The 15,580-nt window shown below is 33.1% G+C and carries 16 protein-coding genes and 1 pseudogene; 5 read left to right on the forward strand and 12 right to left on the reverse strand.

Annotated features, from left to right (window positions below; genetic code table 11):
* Positions 1-731: 731 nt before the first annotated feature.
* A pseudogene (locus tag TY19_RS26915) lies at positions 732-934 on the forward strand (IS982-like element ISPasp3 family transposase); the annotation flags it as partial.
* A gap of 122 nt (positions 935-1,056) precedes the next feature.
* Here TY19_RS26915 and TY19_RS26920 read toward each other — a convergent pair.
* Positions 1,057-1,704, reverse strand: a complete 648-nt coding sequence (locus TY19_RS26920; RefSeq protein ID WP_042281978.1) for a histidine phosphatase family protein — start codon at positions 1,702-1,704, stop codon at positions 1,057-1,059.
* Between the two features lie 37 nt (positions 1,705-1,741).
* Entirely contained in the window at positions 1,742-2,512 is a 771-nt protein-coding gene (gene pgeF / locus TY19_RS26925) for a peptidoglycan editing factor PgeF (RefSeq protein WP_042281980.1), read from the reverse strand.
* 181 nt (positions 2,513-2,693) lie between these two features.
* Between pgeF and TY19_RS26930 the strand changes: the two genes are divergently transcribed.
* Complete coding sequence (locus TY19_RS26930; RefSeq protein WP_042281983.1) at positions 2,694-3,332, forward strand: hypothetical protein; 639 nt, start codon at positions 2,694-2,696, stop codon at positions 3,330-3,332.
* Between the two features lie 7 nt (positions 3,333-3,339).
* On the opposite strand, the gene TY19_RS26935 is transcribed toward TY19_RS26930, so the two are convergent.
* The 5 genes from TY19_RS26935 to TY19_RS26955 form a co-directional block, all read right to left on the reverse strand.
* Complete coding sequence (locus tag TY19_RS26935; RefSeq protein ID WP_042281986.1) at positions 3,340-4,236, reverse strand: HvfC/BufC family peptide modification chaperone; 897 nt, start codon at positions 4,234-4,236, stop codon at positions 3,340-3,342.
* Positions 4,237-4,242: 6 nt separating this feature from the next.
* Positions 4,243-5,103, reverse strand: a complete 861-nt coding sequence (gene bufB, locus TY19_RS26940; RefSeq protein WP_042281987.1) for an MNIO family bufferin maturase — start codon at positions 5,101-5,103, stop codon at positions 4,243-4,245.
* A gap of 116 nt (positions 5,104-5,219) precedes the next feature.
* Positions 5,220-5,852 (reverse strand): hypothetical protein, encoded by a 633-nt coding sequence (locus TY19_RS26945; protein WP_042281989.1) that lies wholly within the window; start codon positions 5,850-5,852, stop codon positions 5,220-5,222.
* Between the two features lie 28 nt (positions 5,853-5,880).
* On the reverse strand, positions 5,881-6,333 hold the full coding sequence (locus TY19_RS26950; RefSeq protein WP_148300663.1) for a hypothetical protein: 453 nt from the start codon (positions 6,331-6,333) through the stop codon (positions 5,881-5,883).
* A 21-nt stretch (positions 6,334-6,354) separates the two neighbouring features.
* Entirely contained in the window at positions 6,355-6,849 is a 495-nt protein-coding gene (locus tag TY19_RS26955; RefSeq protein WP_042281992.1) for a hypothetical protein, read from the reverse strand.
* 269 nt (positions 6,850-7,118) lie between these two features.
* Between TY19_RS26955 and TY19_RS26960 the strand changes: the two genes are divergently transcribed.
* The gene (locus TY19_RS26960; RefSeq protein ID WP_011176406.1) at positions 7,119-8,321 is read left to right on the forward strand and encodes an MFS transporter; all 1,203 of its coding nucleotides are present in this window, start codon (positions 7,119-7,121) and stop codon (positions 8,319-8,321) included.
* A gap of 84 nt (positions 8,322-8,405) precedes the next feature.
* Here the strand turns inward: TY19_RS26960 and TY19_RS26965 are convergent, their stop codons facing one another.
* From TY19_RS26965 to TY19_RS26985, 5 genes are all read right to left on the reverse strand, one after another.
* Positions 8,406-9,383 (reverse strand): hypothetical protein, encoded by a 978-nt coding sequence (locus TY19_RS26965; protein WP_042281994.1) that lies wholly within the window; start codon positions 9,381-9,383, stop codon positions 8,406-8,408.
* A 330-nt stretch (positions 9,384-9,713) separates the two neighbouring features.
* On the reverse strand, positions 9,714-10,292 hold the full coding sequence (gene rsmD / locus TY19_RS26970) for a 16S rRNA (guanine(966)-N(2))-methyltransferase RsmD (RefSeq protein WP_042282077.1): 579 nt from the start codon (positions 10,290-10,292) through the stop codon (positions 9,714-9,716).
* Between the two features lie 7 nt (positions 10,293-10,299).
* Positions 10,300-11,571 carry a DUF4864 domain-containing protein gene (locus TY19_RS26975; protein ID WP_042281996.1) on the reverse strand — a complete coding sequence of 424 codons (1,272 nt, stop codon included), beginning with the start codon at positions 11,569-11,571 and terminating at the stop codon, positions 10,300-10,302.
* A 47-nt stretch (positions 11,572-11,618) separates the two neighbouring features.
* On the reverse strand, positions 11,619-12,650 hold the full coding sequence (locus tag TY19_RS26980) for a tetratricopeptide repeat protein (RefSeq protein WP_039360516.1): 1,032 nt from the start codon (positions 12,648-12,650) through the stop codon (positions 11,619-11,621).
* An 83-nt stretch (positions 12,651-12,733) separates the two neighbouring features.
* Positions 12,734-13,666 (reverse strand): DMT family transporter, encoded by a 933-nt coding sequence (locus TY19_RS26985; RefSeq protein ID WP_042281997.1) that lies wholly within the window; start codon positions 13,664-13,666, stop codon positions 12,734-12,736.
* 453 nt (positions 13,667-14,119) lie between these two features.
* Between TY19_RS26985 and TY19_RS26990 the strand changes: the two genes are divergently transcribed.
* Positions 14,120-14,809 (forward strand): response regulator transcription factor, encoded by a 690-nt coding sequence (locus TY19_RS26990; RefSeq protein ID WP_042281998.1) that lies wholly within the window; start codon positions 14,120-14,122, stop codon positions 14,807-14,809.
* Positions 14,810-14,869: 60 nt separating this feature from the next.
* Complete coding sequence (locus TY19_RS26995; RefSeq protein WP_052354884.1) at positions 14,870-15,322, forward strand: hypothetical protein; 453 nt, start codon at positions 14,870-14,872, stop codon at positions 15,320-15,322.
* The last annotated feature ends 258 nt before the right edge of the window (positions 15,323-15,580 follow it).

The raw sequence follows: 15,580 nt of genomic DNA on the forward strand, positions 1-15,580 counted from the left end.
TTAGCAGAGCAGCATCGCTTATTGTTAATGGCTGCCTAAAAACCCAAAATTCAGGTTAATAAAGTGTTTCGTCATTGCAATATTAGTAGAAAAAATAGTAGTTTTTACTTCTACTTCTTCTGGTTTATTTTCCGATTTAATTATAATTTGATTTGTTAAAGTAGAAATTGGTAAAGACATGAAATCTTTAATTTTTGTTTTTATTTAATTATATACTTTGAAAAAATAAATTCAATTAAATTTATTTGTTAATTAAAATTCAATTTTATTTTATTTATTTAAATTATGATAATAAACATTTATATTTTATAAATAAATTGTTGTTTTTACATTTATTTGTTTTATGAATATGCTCATGATTTATAATTAATTAATTTTGATATTTTATTTAGATAAATTTTTTTTGATTATTTATTAAAATTGAATATTAATTATCTTTTCTGTTAAAAATTAAATTTATAACTTTCCTATGTTTTTAAAATAGTTCGTAATTTAAAGAAAACTCAATACAATATACACTCTCGTACCTTGACATATTTGGTAGTGCCAAATAGGTAAGACTATTTCAATAAACTAACTAATTAGGTAGACTAATTATCCTAACTCAAGCGAAGAAGAACAATGAGATGTACACACCTACGGCTCGGGTTTGGTAAAGAGGAATGGTGATATAAGACAATAAAAGCAAAATTTTCACTGTTTAGAGCATGGCAAACAGTGGAGCGAAAACAATAAAGCCAAAATTTCAATCCCTTCACTTAATCGGTTTACAATGATTTTGTAAACTTGAAGCACATTAGAAAAATTATTGAGGGGGATCTGGCATGATATCAAGACTGATGCCTAGAAAAATTTATGTAACGACGTTTAATGGATGTGAGATTAAAGTGTTAGGATTTTAGTAGCAGCTGCAACAAATTTTTTAACAAATTAGTTATTTGCAATTTACATTAAATATGTAAGTTTAAATCTTTATCTTTTTAACGAACAGACACAAATTTTAATCGATAGTATGAAGATCAATTATTGAATTCGGATTTTAACTCCCTTATAAGGTCAAAATGTTGAAGAGGAGGCTCTTGAAGTCTTAATCCCATGATATTCCGCAATAGTCATTTCACCTCTATTATTGGCACGTAATTTAATAAATCCACAATTACCTACATGCCATCTGAGTTCACTTTTAAAATCCAACTGATAAAGAACTGAGCGTAATAATCCTCCGTGGGAAGACAGCAAAATTGTAGAGCCTAAGTACAATGGAGAGATCTTTAAAACAAGCGTAGACAAGCGATTGAATACTTCTGCATAATTTTCAGATATTGAATCCCACTTGTAGGCTAAAAAATCTTCTTGAGTGAAAGAATCAATTTGACTGTTCTTTTGCAACCAATTTTTTAGGTCATCTATTGATTGACCTTCCCACTCGCCTAGCTGTCGCTCTCTTAAAACAGCTGTTTCCTTTATCTTAATATCTTTTGATTCGAGAACAATTTCTGCCGTTTGACGCGCTCGGCTAAGATCAGAGGAAAAAGCTGCTGCAAAATTAATGTGATTCAGTTGCTTTTGAAGGTTCCGAGCTTGGATCTTACCTGAGCTGTTAAGAGAAATATCGATATGCCCTTGTAATTTTCCTAACATGTTCCAATCTGTCTCTCCATGCCGGATTAAATAAATATCGCAAAATAAATTTTTATCTACCATTGATGTGCCTTTTTAGTACTTTAAATAGGGCTACTTTTTACAAAAGCATAATAATTGTGGCATTCCTTCCCGTCATTTTTTCTCTCCGATAGGAAAAATAATCGTTTGGATTTGTAAATGTACTTAATCTTGCCACTTCGATGTGATGAAAAAGAATTCCCTCTTTTTGCAATTGATACTCCGTTAATGACCAAAAATCAAAATAATTTGGTTTAAATTGAAATTCCCAAAATTCTTCAGGGAATTCATTTTTATAATGAATAAATTCTGATTCCTCAGGGCCAAGACTGGGGGAAATGCAAACAAGTAAATTTTTAGGATCAGATCCAAACCGATCTTTCATCTGCGTAATAGTTTTTGCATAAATATTTTGTACACTGCCTCTCCATCCAGCATGAACATTCGCAATCACGTGATGTTGAGGATCATAAAATAAAGCAATTTGACAATCTGCATGGGTCATCATTAAAGCAATACCTGGTGTTGCGCAAGTTAAACCATCTGTCAACAGAATAGTTGGAGGAGAATCGATCTCCACTGGAGCGACTTGATGGCCATGACAAGCATGCCCATGAATCATTTTAAATGTATGAGGAGTGCCATTTTTTAGACTGTTTTCAATCAAGCTACGATTTTTTTCAACTGAGATTGGATTGTCTCCTACAGAATAGCTCACATTCAATTGATTAAAAGGTTCAACACTATATCCCCCTTTACGAAGAAAAACAGCATGTTTTAAGTGAGGAATATCTGTTAAAAGCTCAAATTCTAACCACTCGAGCCGATCTTCTTTGAAATGTCGCATCATTTAACCGTAGTAGGATTATTATTATTATTGAAGAGTAAAAAAATTTATGAAGAAAAAGGCAAAACTTTGCGGGGTAACAGACAAATGCTATTGACTTCTGTGATCTGCTAATTTATAAATTTTCTCAAACTTCGATTGAAATAAGAGATAACGTCAGTATTTAACCCTTAAGTTGAAAAATATGAAATTTAATTCTTTCCTTCTTTTTCTTTTACTTCCTATTTGCTTATGTGCATCTGATTGGACTTTAGAGGTTCGAGGCGCTTATTTTCAACCCTCTTCTAAACAATTTAGAAAAGTTTATTCTTCTTGTTTAATTGACTACCAAGTCGAAACATCCAAACGCGTTCACCCATTCTTTGAAGTTTGGGCAGGGATCAATTGGATGAATAAAAAAGGAAATTTGCGCGATGACTATAGCATGTTTAAACAAAAGAATCGAATTTATATTCTTCCCCTCACTTTAGGCTTTAAGTTTACCTATCCTTTAACAAATTATTTAGATATTTATACGGGAGTAGGAGCTTGTTATTCATTTTTGCATATAAAGCATCGCTGGGAAGATTTTAGTCGAGACAGCAGCTATTCTTCTTACTTTTCTTCCTTAAAAAAACATATTTCAAAGCACGGAGTAGGAGTTGTTGCAAAAGTTGGTTTAAGATGGACAATAGGACCAACGACGTTTATTGATCTATTTGCTGATTACTTTGTCCAACAATTTCATTTTTCACGCAAACATGATTTTAATGGGAATCATGTTTGGAAGCACTTAAATTGTGATGGTTTGAAGTTAGGGGCTGGCTTTGGGGTCTATTTCTAAGACCTCTTCATTTTTCAATTAGCCAATGTTGCTGAGCCCAATTTTGGATCCATTTTTGTAGATGATTGCAAGCTTGCTCGTAAAGTTTTGTACTTTGCTGTTCAATCTTTTCGCAAGCTTTTTCAAGGCTTATGCCTTGTTGAAGAAGTTGAAGTAAGAAAAACTCTCCTTCTAATACCTCTCTCCACGCTAATATATTTTTTTCAGTACGATAAAGAACGTAGTAATGAATCTCTTCTTTTTTAAGTAGGGGAATGCGGTGATTCGTCCAATAATGGATATCCTGTTTTATTAATTCTTCTCGAAATAAAAATAAATTAACATTCCAATTAAAAAGATGAATATGAGGCTGAAGAAAAAGTGTTTTACTTAAAATCTCTTCCGGATTTTGTTTGGTGAGTTCTGAGAGATTCAAAGGAATATGCTTAGAAGCAATCCAACTAGCTGTAAAAGCCCAGTCAAGTTGAACAGCTTGTTCTATCAGTGAATGATCCGGTCTCTTATAATTTTTAGAAATCCAGTCCGGTAAACGCTCTCCTACTAATGATAATGCCCAGTGATTGGGAGGACATTCCGATAAATAAGGGATGGCAATTTTTTCTTTAAATATTTTGCAACCTGTCAAACGTACAAGAAGCGGAAAATTTGTATAAAGTATATTAATTAATCGCCACCAGTATTGTTGATTATAAATTTGTATGCATTGATGAGGAAGAAGCGTAGGGCTTGGAGCAATATAGTTTTTTGCTTCCTCGGAGATTAAATCTCCGTTTTTAGTTTTATAATGAATCGTATCATTTTTTGCTAAAGGTGTAGTAATAACATTTGCAAACCATTCCTGGATTAGTTGAAGATCTCTTGGAATATTTACTTGTTTACAACTTGAGTTGGGAATTCTATTCATTTATCCTCAAACAAAGTTGACTAAAGAAGGAGGTAAAGGAGAAGAAATATTTTTTTGAAATTGTTTGGCTTTTAAAGCTTCTTTCCAAGTTTCTTCAAAAGATAAAAGATTGTCATCCCATTCAAGAAGAGTAGAAACTCCTCCAGTCAATGGATAGATTTCTGCATATAATTCCCAGACTTCATCTCTGACGGGATGATCGTGTGTATCTAAGACATAATCTCCAAAATCTTGGTGGCCTGCTAAATGAATTTGAATGACTCGTTCTAGGGGAATATTTTGATAGTAAAGTTTGGGATCAAATCCATGATTTCGACTAGAAACATAAATATTATTGACATCTAGCATCATGTAAATGTTTGCTTTTTCTACGATGGCAGCATAAAATTCCCATTCTGGCATTTGATCTTGTGTAAATGCCACATAAGAAGAAAGATTTTCTAAAGCAAAAGGAATTTCTAAATAATCTTGAACAATCCGAGCTCTTTCTGCCACATAATCAACGACTTCTCGTGTATAAGGAAGTGGAAGTAAGTCATGGTAATGAGCACCTGGTTGGTGTCCCCAACATAAGTGATCAGAGACCCAAGGAGTTTTTGTTAGTTTAGTGAGCGCTTTGAGTTTTTTTAAGTACGCGTAATCAAGAGGAGCAGAACTTCCAATTGCCAAGGATACCCCATGTTGAACTACTGGATAGCTTTCTAAAATTTTTTGTAAATACTCTAAAGACTTACCCTCATCTAACATAAAATTTTCACTGATGATTTCAAACCAATCGATTTCTGGCTTGAATTTAAAAATATCTTCTAAATGGGGAAAACGTAATCCAATACCAATGCCTAAATTTGGAATTTGACGGGGTGCCATTTTTTGCCTATCTAAAAAGTCATTGAACGTGTCTTGTCAGCTTTTAAAAATGTTTAGAAAAAATAAATGTGCGCAACCACTATTGGCACGCACATGCATCTATTTGACAAAACAGATTAACGAACCATTACGTCTGCTTTTTCAGTTCTTTTTTGCGCTTCTTTAACAGCCAAATTCTTATCACGGTAATTATCTTGGCTAGCTAATTGAATTGCTAAAGCCTTACCTTGAGTACTTAAGTTATCATAGATCTTACGTGTTTCACCGTTAAGTGAACTCACTAATTGCTCTTCAGAGATTGTATTAGACACTGCAGATGTTGCATGGTTATAATCAACTTCTTCTGCATTGTTATAACTGTGATAGCCATTAGCGTTTGATTGATACTGCGTACCCGTTTGAGAATAAGAATGATTAGAGCTATGCGCTGCATTCCAGTCATTATTCTTGCGATTTGGAGTGCTTACACTATCATTTCCTGGACTTGTGCTTGTCCCATTATAAGTATTGCTTATATTTTCATAGCTACTATTTGAATTCATTTGGTATGAATTATTATTCGCATCATAGGAATTTGTGCCAGTAGAGTTGTCAGCAATTTCTCTTTTGCCTTGTGTAGGATGATAAGCTCCACAGCTAGCCGCTGCAAGTAATAACTCTTGCGAATGTTGATCAGCTTGAGCGACAATAGGCAGAGCTGATGCGAGCATCAGAGCTGCTAAAGCTGATTGAGTTAGACCTTTCTTCATAACTTTCCTCGCATAATTTAATTTGTAATTATTTTTTAGTCGTCGGATTTGTTGTTACTCCGTCACGTGTATTCATCCCATTGGGGTTTTTGGCATCTATCGAATTTGTTGTCGTTGGTAACGTATTCCAGTTACTATTAGTATTAGATGTAGCATCTGCTAGATTTGAATTACTAGACCGGTTATAGTTGTTTTTAGCTGTATTACCGTTGTTATTAGATGCTGTTGTGTGATTTGAATTGTTTAATATGTTGTCTATTTTTGCACTTGTTTCTTTTGGAGGAGGGGTAGCTGCACCACAACCATGAGAACCGTCGCTTGCACCGCAACCTGCCGTCGCAAGCAATGTCTCAGAAATTACCCAACCGTCAGTCGCTGTTCCATCTGTTGCCTGAGCAGTAACAGGGCTAGATGCTAATACTAAAGCTGTAAAAGCGGCTTTCACTAATTGTTTTTTCTTATTTTCCATTTTTTCCTCCAAAAAGTTAATATTTTTGTTCTCTTATCTCTTTATTTGATAATAAGTATCTAAATTAGCTTTGATATTTCGATCATAATACCGACGATCAGTTTTATAAGTGCCATTAGGGGTGCTATGATATCCATTGCTAATTCCAGAGCCGGTACTTGTTCCCGAATAGCTGCTTATCCCAGAGGGATAATTCCCTGCATTAAAACTTGTATTGTAATATCTATTAGAACGGTTCGCTCTGTCAGAACTTTGTTTTGAACGACAAGAATAGCTAGTTTCAGACCCTCTAGAATGTCCTTTATAAGAGTAAAGGCTATTGTCACATCCATACGAATAATTATCAGCTAAATCACTCTGAGTAGAATGAGATTGAGAATCAAAACTCACTTGATTGTCACAATCTCCCTTGATTAAGTTGGGAGAATAGCTTGAAGCTTCTTTACAATTTGCTTGTGCATTAATGGATTGAACGGAGGCTAATAAAAGCGTTGCAAAAACAACTTTTGCTAAATTTTTAATTTTCATAAAGCCTCTATGGTATAATTAAAAGAGGGGATAATTCACTAAGTATTTTTTGAATTTAACCTGACCATAAAAGCAATAAGAATTTTTTGTCCATCATCATTTGGAAATTTTATCCGATAAAAAGTGTTTTTCTTGAATTGATAATCGAAACTATTTAATCATTAATCTATTTAAAAAAATTTATAATTATTTTATTATATTTATAATATTAATTTAATTTATCTAATAAAAACTGTTGTTATATTCGATAAATTTTGAAAAAGGTTTGTATGGTTTTTTCTGCGAAACAATCTATTCCATTATCGTTAGCTCCGTTACTGGCTTTGACATGGTTAGCACATTTTTTTATTGATACAATGCTAGGAATTTGGCCTGTCTATAAGTCGATGGCTCAATTAGATTTCGCCAAAGCTGGCCTTGTCGTTGCAGCAGGAGCATTTATTGGGGAAGGAGCTCAATTATTTTTTGGAGCATTTAGTGACAGAGGTTATCGAAAGCATTTAATGATTTTAGGATTGCTATTAGTGGTTGCTAGTACACTTGTAGTCCAATTTAGTCATTATGGGATTTTATTTTGTCTTTACTTATTTACCTGTTTAGGTTCAGGTAGCTTTCATCCTGCTGCAGGCAGTTTAATGGGAAGTTTGATTCCAACGAGGCGAGGCTTATTAATGGCTATTTTTGCTTCAGGGGGGAGTTTAGGACTTGCTTTTAGCCAACTAATTTTTTTATTTGTGTATAAAAATATGAATGGACAAACGTATTTACTAGCCATCCCCGCCATTATTTTGAGCTTTTTTTTGATTTTTTATCGTTTTCCCGTGATACAATCTGTTCAGCATACTTTAAAGAAGGGGATTTTAAGAGATTTTAAGGCTTTTTTTTGTCATATTCCTTTGCGAATGCTTTATTTAGCACAAGTGGCCAATCAATCCATTTTATGGGGGATGATTTTTATTTTACCAGATGCTTTAAAAACCCTAGGTTTAGCCGAATGGATTTATTATGGAGGAGGGCATCTATGCTTAATTTTGGGTGGAGCATGTATGATGGTGCCAGCTGGCTATTTAGCTGATAAATACTCTCCTCGGCAAGTCATCTTATACGCTGGGATAGTCAGTTGTGCGACTTTTTATTTTATCTTGTTTTTTGGAAGTTTTTCTATGTGGCTTTCTCTCCTATTACTTTTTATTTTAGGAGCTTCATTGACGCTTGTGAATCCGATTGGAATTGCGCTTGGTGTACGCTATGCACCTGGGCAGGCAGGATCTATCAGTGCTTTTTTAATGGGGATGGTTTGGTGTATATCTGAAGCAATCGGTCCAGGATCGGTTGGGTTGATGACAGCTTTTTTTGAGAATTATGCACCTATCAAAGCGTTGGCTGTGCTTGGTTTACTATTCCTCATTCAAATTTATGCAACATTCTCTCTTCCAAAAGAAGAACAAGAATTAGTTTTTTCTCCTTGTTAAACAATCTTCATTTTTTAACAGCTATTTCAGAAATTTGGTTTAGCTCGATGTGAATGAGGAGTTCCACATCGAGCTAAGATGGACTTAGAAAGAATGGGACAATGCTGCGTTGATTCCAACCGATTCCCATTTAAGTTCATCTTTACGGGTATGAGATTTCAACCATTTATAATCCAAGGAAATCTTTCCATACCAACAATTAGATAAACAAAAAGTTGTTCCTAAATTTGTATTGAAACCCCAAGCCCAACGATTACGATGGTAATGGTCAACAAAATACACACCTGTCCAAGATTTTCTTTTACGGTGGCAACTATCTAAACAGTGGGCTTCTAATTCTGCATAGAGAGTCCATTCTTTATCAAGGGCGTAGGCGATATCAGTGCCTAAATAAAATCCATACCAGTTAAAACGGTAAGTACTTGTCTGTCTTGATACATTAAGTCCCAGTTTATTGGCGATAATGGGGTTTGAGTCACTGGATGGTTTTCCAAAAGGATTAGAGTCATTACCATAGAGTGGGTTAGACGAAGAGATAGGAGAAAAATAAGACAAAGAAGAGGAAGAATCTTTTTTTCCTTTAACTCTTAAATGTTGGCGATGAAAAGAAAAACCGATTAAAGGAACCACATTCAAACGTCCGTAACAGAAACTTAAAGGAAAACCTGTGGCGATGTCAAAGTCGTAGACTTCACTTCTTTTTTTAATAGGATCATGTGTATTTACTAAAATATCTTTGTTCAATAAGGGTGTATCCAACTGAAAATGCTCTCTTGCTTCTCCTTTGAAAGATGTGCCGTAGTCAGCAGATAAGCGCACATAATATTTTGAGCCGATCCATTTTGCTTTTGCATAAGCCATGTACAACTCAAGTTTTTTAAATTGTATATGGGAATCCACATTTCCAGAAATCTGATCCAGCTCTAAATTTTTTAACTTCCAATTCAGCTTATCTCGTCTCCAACCTACACCCATTTCCACACTTTGTTGACAACTTGCAATACACAACGTAGATAAAGTCGTTAGGCAAATGGCCATCAAAGCGACCAGAGATTTAAACATGAATCGTCTCCTTTTCAAATTAACGCGAGATAGATAAATTTCTTACGCTCGCCTGGAATTAAACATCTTTTGAATACATCACTTGTATGTAGAGTGCTAAAATAAAGCAATAAAATTTCAAAAATTTAAATAGATAATCACTTTTTGAAGTTTATTAATGGGATAAAAAAACTAAATTATAATGAGAATTTCTTTATTTGAAGACTGGCTTACCACTGCAATAAGAACAACAAGATTTGCACTCTAATAAATTGAAAAGATGAATTATTTGTCATCTCAATCTAATCAATTTCAAATCAGAGTGGAAAAAGCGAAGTCATTTTTATTATTCTAGTTTATGAATGAATAACGCTGTAGAGAAGAATGCCCTATTTTTCTGCTATTAATGAGTTGAAGTTTTTTTAAATCGTTCAATTGAGGGGAAAAACGACTGTCTTCTTCAATAAAAAGAGTTCCTTTTTCTGCTAGTAAGTCACTTGTATCGATGCAACGGATAATTTTCTCGCTATAAGAAGGCTCGTTTGCATAGATCTGTTTAGCATAGGGAGGATCGGCAAAAATGATATTAAAACGTTTTTGTTGTTTTTTGAGGTATTCTAAAAGAGTAAATACTTCTCCATATAATAGTTGACATTGTTGTTCGACACCTAAAAGAGAGGCATTTTTTTGCTGACATTTTAAGGCTTCTTTGCTGGAATCAATAAAGGTTACTGATTTGGCTCCTCGACTTAAAGCTTCAAATCCTATCGCTCCTGATCCAGCAAATAAATCAAGAAATGCTGTTTCTTCAATAAAGTTTTGACAAATGTTAAAAAGAGCTTCTCTTAAGCGACTAGCTGTTGGACGTGTTAAATCGTCTTTAGGAGTTACTAAGCGTTTATGGCGATATAGTCCTGTAATGATATACATAAAGAAATCACTCAACATTAAAATCTATAATTTTATTCAAACCGGAAGAGGTGGTGATAATCAGTCTGTAATGTCCTTTTGGCCAGCCAGCTGATGGAGGAGTAAAAACAGACATCAATAGGGTATCTCCCTCTTCTTCAATAATTGCTTTCGCCGGGATCGATGTCCCACTTTCTAAATGTTGAAGATTTAACTGAATAACACTGTTTTTAGCCGCATTAGCTATTTCTAGATCAATATAAAGATCTTTCAAATCCCCTTTAAATTCTGTTTGTGGATGATCAATGGATCCTTCTTTATTAACTGAAGATCCTAAATGATAAGAACCAAAACTCATTTTTGTTGTTTGCAAATGTTTAGGATTTTTTTTTGCATGCTGACGAGACTCTTGAGCACCTTCTTCTGGAGATAGGATTCGCATACTCCAAACTTTCCATGCGTTGTCTTCGTAAACAAGATAATACTTAACATAAGTGGTCAGGTGATTTGTTTGCAGAATGACAGCAAGTGTTCCTATTCCATCACTTACTTTCCGTTTATGATATGAGGCTGTTTGATAATCCTGTAAAATGGAATAACGCTTCACAAAATTTTCAAATTCAATTTTTGAAGTTGTTTCTTTGAATTCCTCTGCAGAATATTCTTCATATGCCTTCAAAAGTTGATTATTTTGAATTAATTGAAGTTGGTTTTGAACAACGTTAATTAAGTCTTGAGCATTTGATAAAGTTTTTTCTGTATAGGGGCTTAGTGATTGAAGTAAGCGGATACTAAGAATTTTCCATTTATTATCTTCCTTGATCAATCTGTATTCTACAGGAATATTAATGTGGTTTTGAGTGGAGAGGTTTCCTTTTAATGTACTTACATTATTTTTAATGGCGCGTTGCGTAAAGTGAGCAGAGTGATTGTTTAAAAAAGCAGGATAAGATTCTACAAATTGACGATATTGATCTAGCGATGTCGCTGCTTGAAATTCTTTTGAAGTATATTCGTAATAAGCTTTAGAAATCTCGTTATTTCTAAGAGCCTCTAATTGTTTATCAATGACATCGACAAGAGTTTCTGTAAATAAAATCCCTCCCGTGACTCCAACGAGTAATAAAAAGGCTACCCCAATTAAAATTTTAAACCAAAGAGGCATTTTTTTCTTTTTGACGGACTGAGAAGAGGGAATTGTAGCAGACGCGCCAGAAATACTTTTATGAGAAGGGGTTCCACAAGAAGGACAAGTTTGATCATTTTTACCGATTTCAGTGCCACATTGCGAACAAAACATAGCGTCATTTTCCTTTGTGAATACAATTATCTGAATATAACAAATTTTTAGATCGCGTAGGCGCCATAAAAATGGATTAAACTTTCTGCTTTTTTATAGTTCGATTTTTTTAAAATTTCGTAAATTTGCAGCCCTTTAGCGTTTAAGCCCTGTTCAAAATAAAGTTTACCCAGTTTAAATAAGGTTTCTTTATCCTCAGGACATAATTGCAAAATAATTTCATATTCTTTGATTTCTTCTTCGGGCATTTGAAGATCATGATAACTATAAGCTAATTGAGCATGAACCCATGGATCTTGAGGAGCATAATCACTTAAAATTTTAAATTCTTCAATAGCTCGTTCGGCAATGTATCTAAATTTTAACTGAAAAGATTCGTTGTATTTAGTGGCTGGCAGCCATCGGTCGTCATCTAAACCCTCTATAGTTCTAGGATCAACATACAGTCCAGATAACATGACATAAGCATTAGCAAGTCCTGTATGAGCTTCTAGATCAGTTGGTTCAAGTCTAACTAACTTGATGTGCTCTTCAATACATCCTTGAAGCAATAATTCTTTCATCGTATGAACATCTTGCCAATGAACCCAGCAACTTATTTTTTCGATCATCGGAAATAAAAAATTTAGTCTAAAAGGAACTTGGTAGATGACATATTCTTTACCGTGTAAATCTGCGGCTAGTCGACAACAGGCATAGGCAATAGTGAGATGATATTCTGGAGAATCTTCTAAATCTTGAATATTTAATTCACATGCATGAATAAAATCAGATTTTAAATCCATTAATTGCTCTGTTTTCCGACTCTCAAAATAAACTTTCAGAGTAAAGTAAGAAAAAATTGTTGCCACAATTAATGCTAAATGAATTGCTAAAACAAATGTTTGCGCTAAAAAAGTGAGGTGGATAAAAAAATAAATTATTTCCGCTGAGAGTAAGCTGAGAAAAAAGATATTAAATAGGGTATAGGATTTGATAACACGTAAAAATTGTTCTATTGCAGGCTCCATCAAAGCTTGCGTACGATTTTTATAAAATTCTCTATCAAATTCTAGTATAATTTCTTTTTCAGCAGCCATAACCCTCTGATTTTCCTGATATCTAAGAAATTTTTATATCATTAGTTGACAAAATTTAAACAAATATTTTTTGAAAATTTTTATTATTCGGACAATTGAGGCTGAGAAAGCAATTTTCCTCGATAGCTTTGTTGCAATTCTTCTTTATCAAATAAAACTAGCCCTAAAAAAACTATTCCAAATGAAATATAAAATGGCCAAGTCACTACCTCTTCTAAGAAAACCCATCCAAATAGTGCTGTAAAGAGAGGAGTTGTGAAACCAGCAAAAGAAATAAAAGTTGCTGAGTATTTCTTCAATAAAGTTCCATAAAGATTATAACAGATAAGATTGGAAATCAAAATGAGTAGGAAAGTACATTCTAAATAAATGGGTATGTTTGTAACGGGAATAGGTGACCAATTTTCAACCAATAATGAATGACAAAGAGCAAATGCGCCCCCTATAAACATACTTGTTCCATTAGCGGTTATAGGAGAAAGATTATTTTCTTTAACTAATTGCATCAGAACAATCCATCCATAAACACTGCAGATAGCAGCCATCATGACAGATAATTCTGCCCAAGAGAAAAATAACAGATGGCCGGTTGCTTCCTCCGAAGATGTTTGATTCATTAAAATAGGCAGAAAACCCATAAATCCAATTAATAATCCCATCCATTTTTTTGTTGTTAATTTTTCTGAGAAGAGGGTGTAGCAAAACAAAGCTGATAAAAATGGAGATAAACTATAAATGAAACATGTCTTGAATGATGTGAGATATTTTAATCCCCAGAACTCAAAAACATTTGTTAAATAAATGTTAAAAGCCGCAAGTTGTACAATACGCCACCAAGTTTGCTTATCAAATGAGAAGTGTTCCTTATTCACAATTTTTTGATAACCTAATAAAAGGCATCCAGCTAATAACATTCGGGTTCCTACCAAGAAAAAAGGTTGAGAATATTCCAATCCTGTTTTAGCAATCGTGAAAACACTTGCAAATAAAGCATACAAAAGAATGACGTAGAACATAAAACCTATTAATTCATTTCATTTATTAATATAAACGGCAGAGGTTGCAAGATTGTTTTTCTTGCCTGATCCTTTGCTTTAGAGTTTTTTTGGATAAAAATTTTCTTTAATGAGATTAATTTCGAAAAATTTATATTCAGTATATCCTTCTTCAAAAAAAAAATAAAGTTAAAAGGGTTAGTTCTCTAATAAAATTATCATTCTATAAATCTTTGAAAACAAACTATTTAATAAATAAAAATTTTAAAAATTTTCAATTAAAATTAAATTTTATTTTATATTAATGAAATAACACATTTATATGATTTAAATTTTTGTTATAATAAATAATAGATGTATTTTAAATGTTAGCTGTAGTTATCAAATGGAAATAAAAATAATTATAATAAAAAAACTTGAATATTAGAAAAATTTAAATTATAAAATACCAATTCAGTACGCGGAGCTATTAAAATGCAAAAAACAAAAATATTGCTTATTGAAGATGAAGAGGATATAGCCTCTTTGATTAAACTCCAGGCAGAATTGGCTGGATATAAAGTCCATCTGGAAATGGATGGATTAAATGGTTTTTTGGCTATAGAAAGAGAAAAACCAGATGTTATTATCCTTGATATTATGCTACCTGGATTAAACGGACTAGATGTATGTCGTAAAATCAAAAGTAATCCTGATTTAGAAAATATTCCTATTATTATAATTTCAGCAAAAAGCGAAGAGCTCGATGTTGTTTTAGGACTTGAGCTAGGTGCGGATGATTATGTCGCTAAACCATTTTCTCTAAAGGTTTTATTTTCACGTATTAAAGCTGTTATGAGACGTGGAAAAGAAGGAGAAAAGGAAGCAAAAACATTAGTTTTTGGCGAATACACCATGGAAATCGATCGGTATTTGTTGAGAAAGAAAGATAAGTCTATTGCTTTAACCCTTTCTGAATTTGGAATTTTGAGACGCTTACTTCTTAATCGTGGAAAGGTATTGACTAGAAATCAATTATTAGACGATGTACAAAATGACGAAGCCTTTATCATCGATCGTAACATTGATGTGCATATTGCCTCTTTGAGAAAGAAATTAGGTCCTAATTTTGATGGTATTGAAACTGTCAGAGGGGTAGGTTATCGTTTTAAAGACGATGAATAAGATAAATTAAAACTGAATTAATCCTTTGCAGGATTAATTCAGTTTTTCTCGGGTATGAGAATGTGGGTTCTAAAACTTATTATTTTTAGCTTCTTTTTTTTATCCTTTACAACTTCCTCACAAATAACTTTTGAAGAATTACAAAGCGAAAATTATTTTTTCGTGCCTGAACAACCCGTTCAAATCAAAGGCTTTATTTATCAATCTCCTGAGAATACCTTTATACTAGCTTCTCAACCTAATTTAAAAAGTTGTTGTATTGGCAATTCTCATCAAGTAGCACAACAAATTTTTTTGAAAGGAATTGATAAAATTTCTACTAATCAAATAGTGACAGTTCAGGGGATATTAAAGTTACAAGCGCAAGAGGAAGGGAAAAAATTAAGGCAATTTTATATTTTAGAAAATGCAGAAATCATTTCTCAGAAAGTCCTTCCTTTTTGGACGGTAATTTTTTGTTTCATTTTTATCATTTTTTCTTTTTTCGTTTCTAAGAAGAAACAAAAAACATAACTTTTTCAAGGCTTATGCCTTTGCCTCCCAGAAAAAATCTTGTTAAACTCAAAATTTAGGTTTAAAAAGCCGTAACGAGAATGATTCAATTTAGAACACTTCTTAGATATCAAAAAGTATTTTAAACATTAAATGAACGACACTCGATTTTTAAAGGTGAATGAATTTACCTTTATCTTTAATGGTCGTGTGACTAGGAATGAATTCATCACTAGAGTACTGATATATTACTTTTTCCACATCAAGTATTCTGTTTGC

Source organism: Candidatus Protochlamydia sp. R18, assembly GCF_000648255.1.
Taxonomy (GTDB): domain Bacteria; phylum Chlamydiota; class Chlamydiia; order Chlamydiales; family Parachlamydiaceae; genus Protochlamydia; species Protochlamydia amoebophila.

Bases quoted from the DNA above. Each gene is read 5' to 3' on its own strand.
- TY19_RS26920 (WP_042281978.1), bottom strand. From the start codon at position 1,704: ATGGTAGATAAAAATTTATTTTGCGATATTTATTTAATCCGGCATGGA.
- pgeF (WP_042281980.1), bottom strand. From the start codon at position 2,512: ATGATGCGACATTTCAAAGAAGATCGGCTCGAGTGGTTAGAATTTGAG.
- TY19_RS26930 (WP_042281983.1), top strand. From the start codon at position 2,694: ATGAAATTTAATTCTTTCCTTCTTTTTCTTTTACTTCCTATTTGCTTA.
- TY19_RS26935 (WP_042281986.1), bottom strand. From the start codon at position 4,236: ATGAATAGAATTCCCAACTCAAGTTGTAAACAAGTAAATATTCCAAGA.
- bufB (WP_042281987.1), bottom strand. From the start codon at position 5,103: ATGGCACCCCGTCAAATTCCAAATTTAGGCATTGGTATTGGATTACGT.
- TY19_RS26945 (WP_042281989.1), bottom strand. From the start codon at position 5,852: ATGAAGAAAGGTCTAACTCAATCAGCTTTAGCAGCTCTGATGCTCGCA.
- TY19_RS26955 (WP_042281992.1), bottom strand. From the start codon at position 6,849: ATGAAAATTAAAAATTTAGCAAAAGTTGTTTTTGCAACGCTTTTATTA.
- TY19_RS26960 (WP_011176406.1), top strand. From the start codon at position 7,119: ATGGTTTTTTCTGCGAAACAATCTATTCCATTATCGTTAGCTCCGTTA.
- TY19_RS26965 (WP_042281994.1), bottom strand. From the start codon at position 9,383: ATGTTTAAATCTCTGGTCGCTTTGATGGCCATTTGCCTAACGACTTTA.
- rsmD (WP_042282077.1), bottom strand. From the start codon at position 10,292: ATGTATATCATTACAGGACTATATCGCCATAAACGCTTAGTAACTCCT.
- TY19_RS26975 (WP_042281996.1), bottom strand. From the start codon at position 11,571: ATGTTTTGTTCGCAATGTGGCACTGAAATCGGTAAAAATGATCAAACT.
- TY19_RS26980 (WP_039360516.1), bottom strand. From the start codon at position 12,650: ATGGCTGCTGAAAAAGAAATTATACTAGAATTTGATAGAGAATTTTAT.
- TY19_RS26985 (WP_042281997.1), bottom strand. From the start codon at position 13,666: ATGTTCTACGTCATTCTTTTGTATGCTTTATTTGCAAGTGTTTTCACG.
- TY19_RS26990 (WP_042281998.1), top strand. From the start codon at position 14,120: ATGCAAAAAACAAAAATATTGCTTATTGAAGATGAAGAGGATATAGCC.
- TY19_RS26995 (WP_052354884.1), top strand. From the start codon at position 14,870: ATGTGGGTTCTAAAACTTATTATTTTTAGCTTCTTTTTTTTATCCTTT.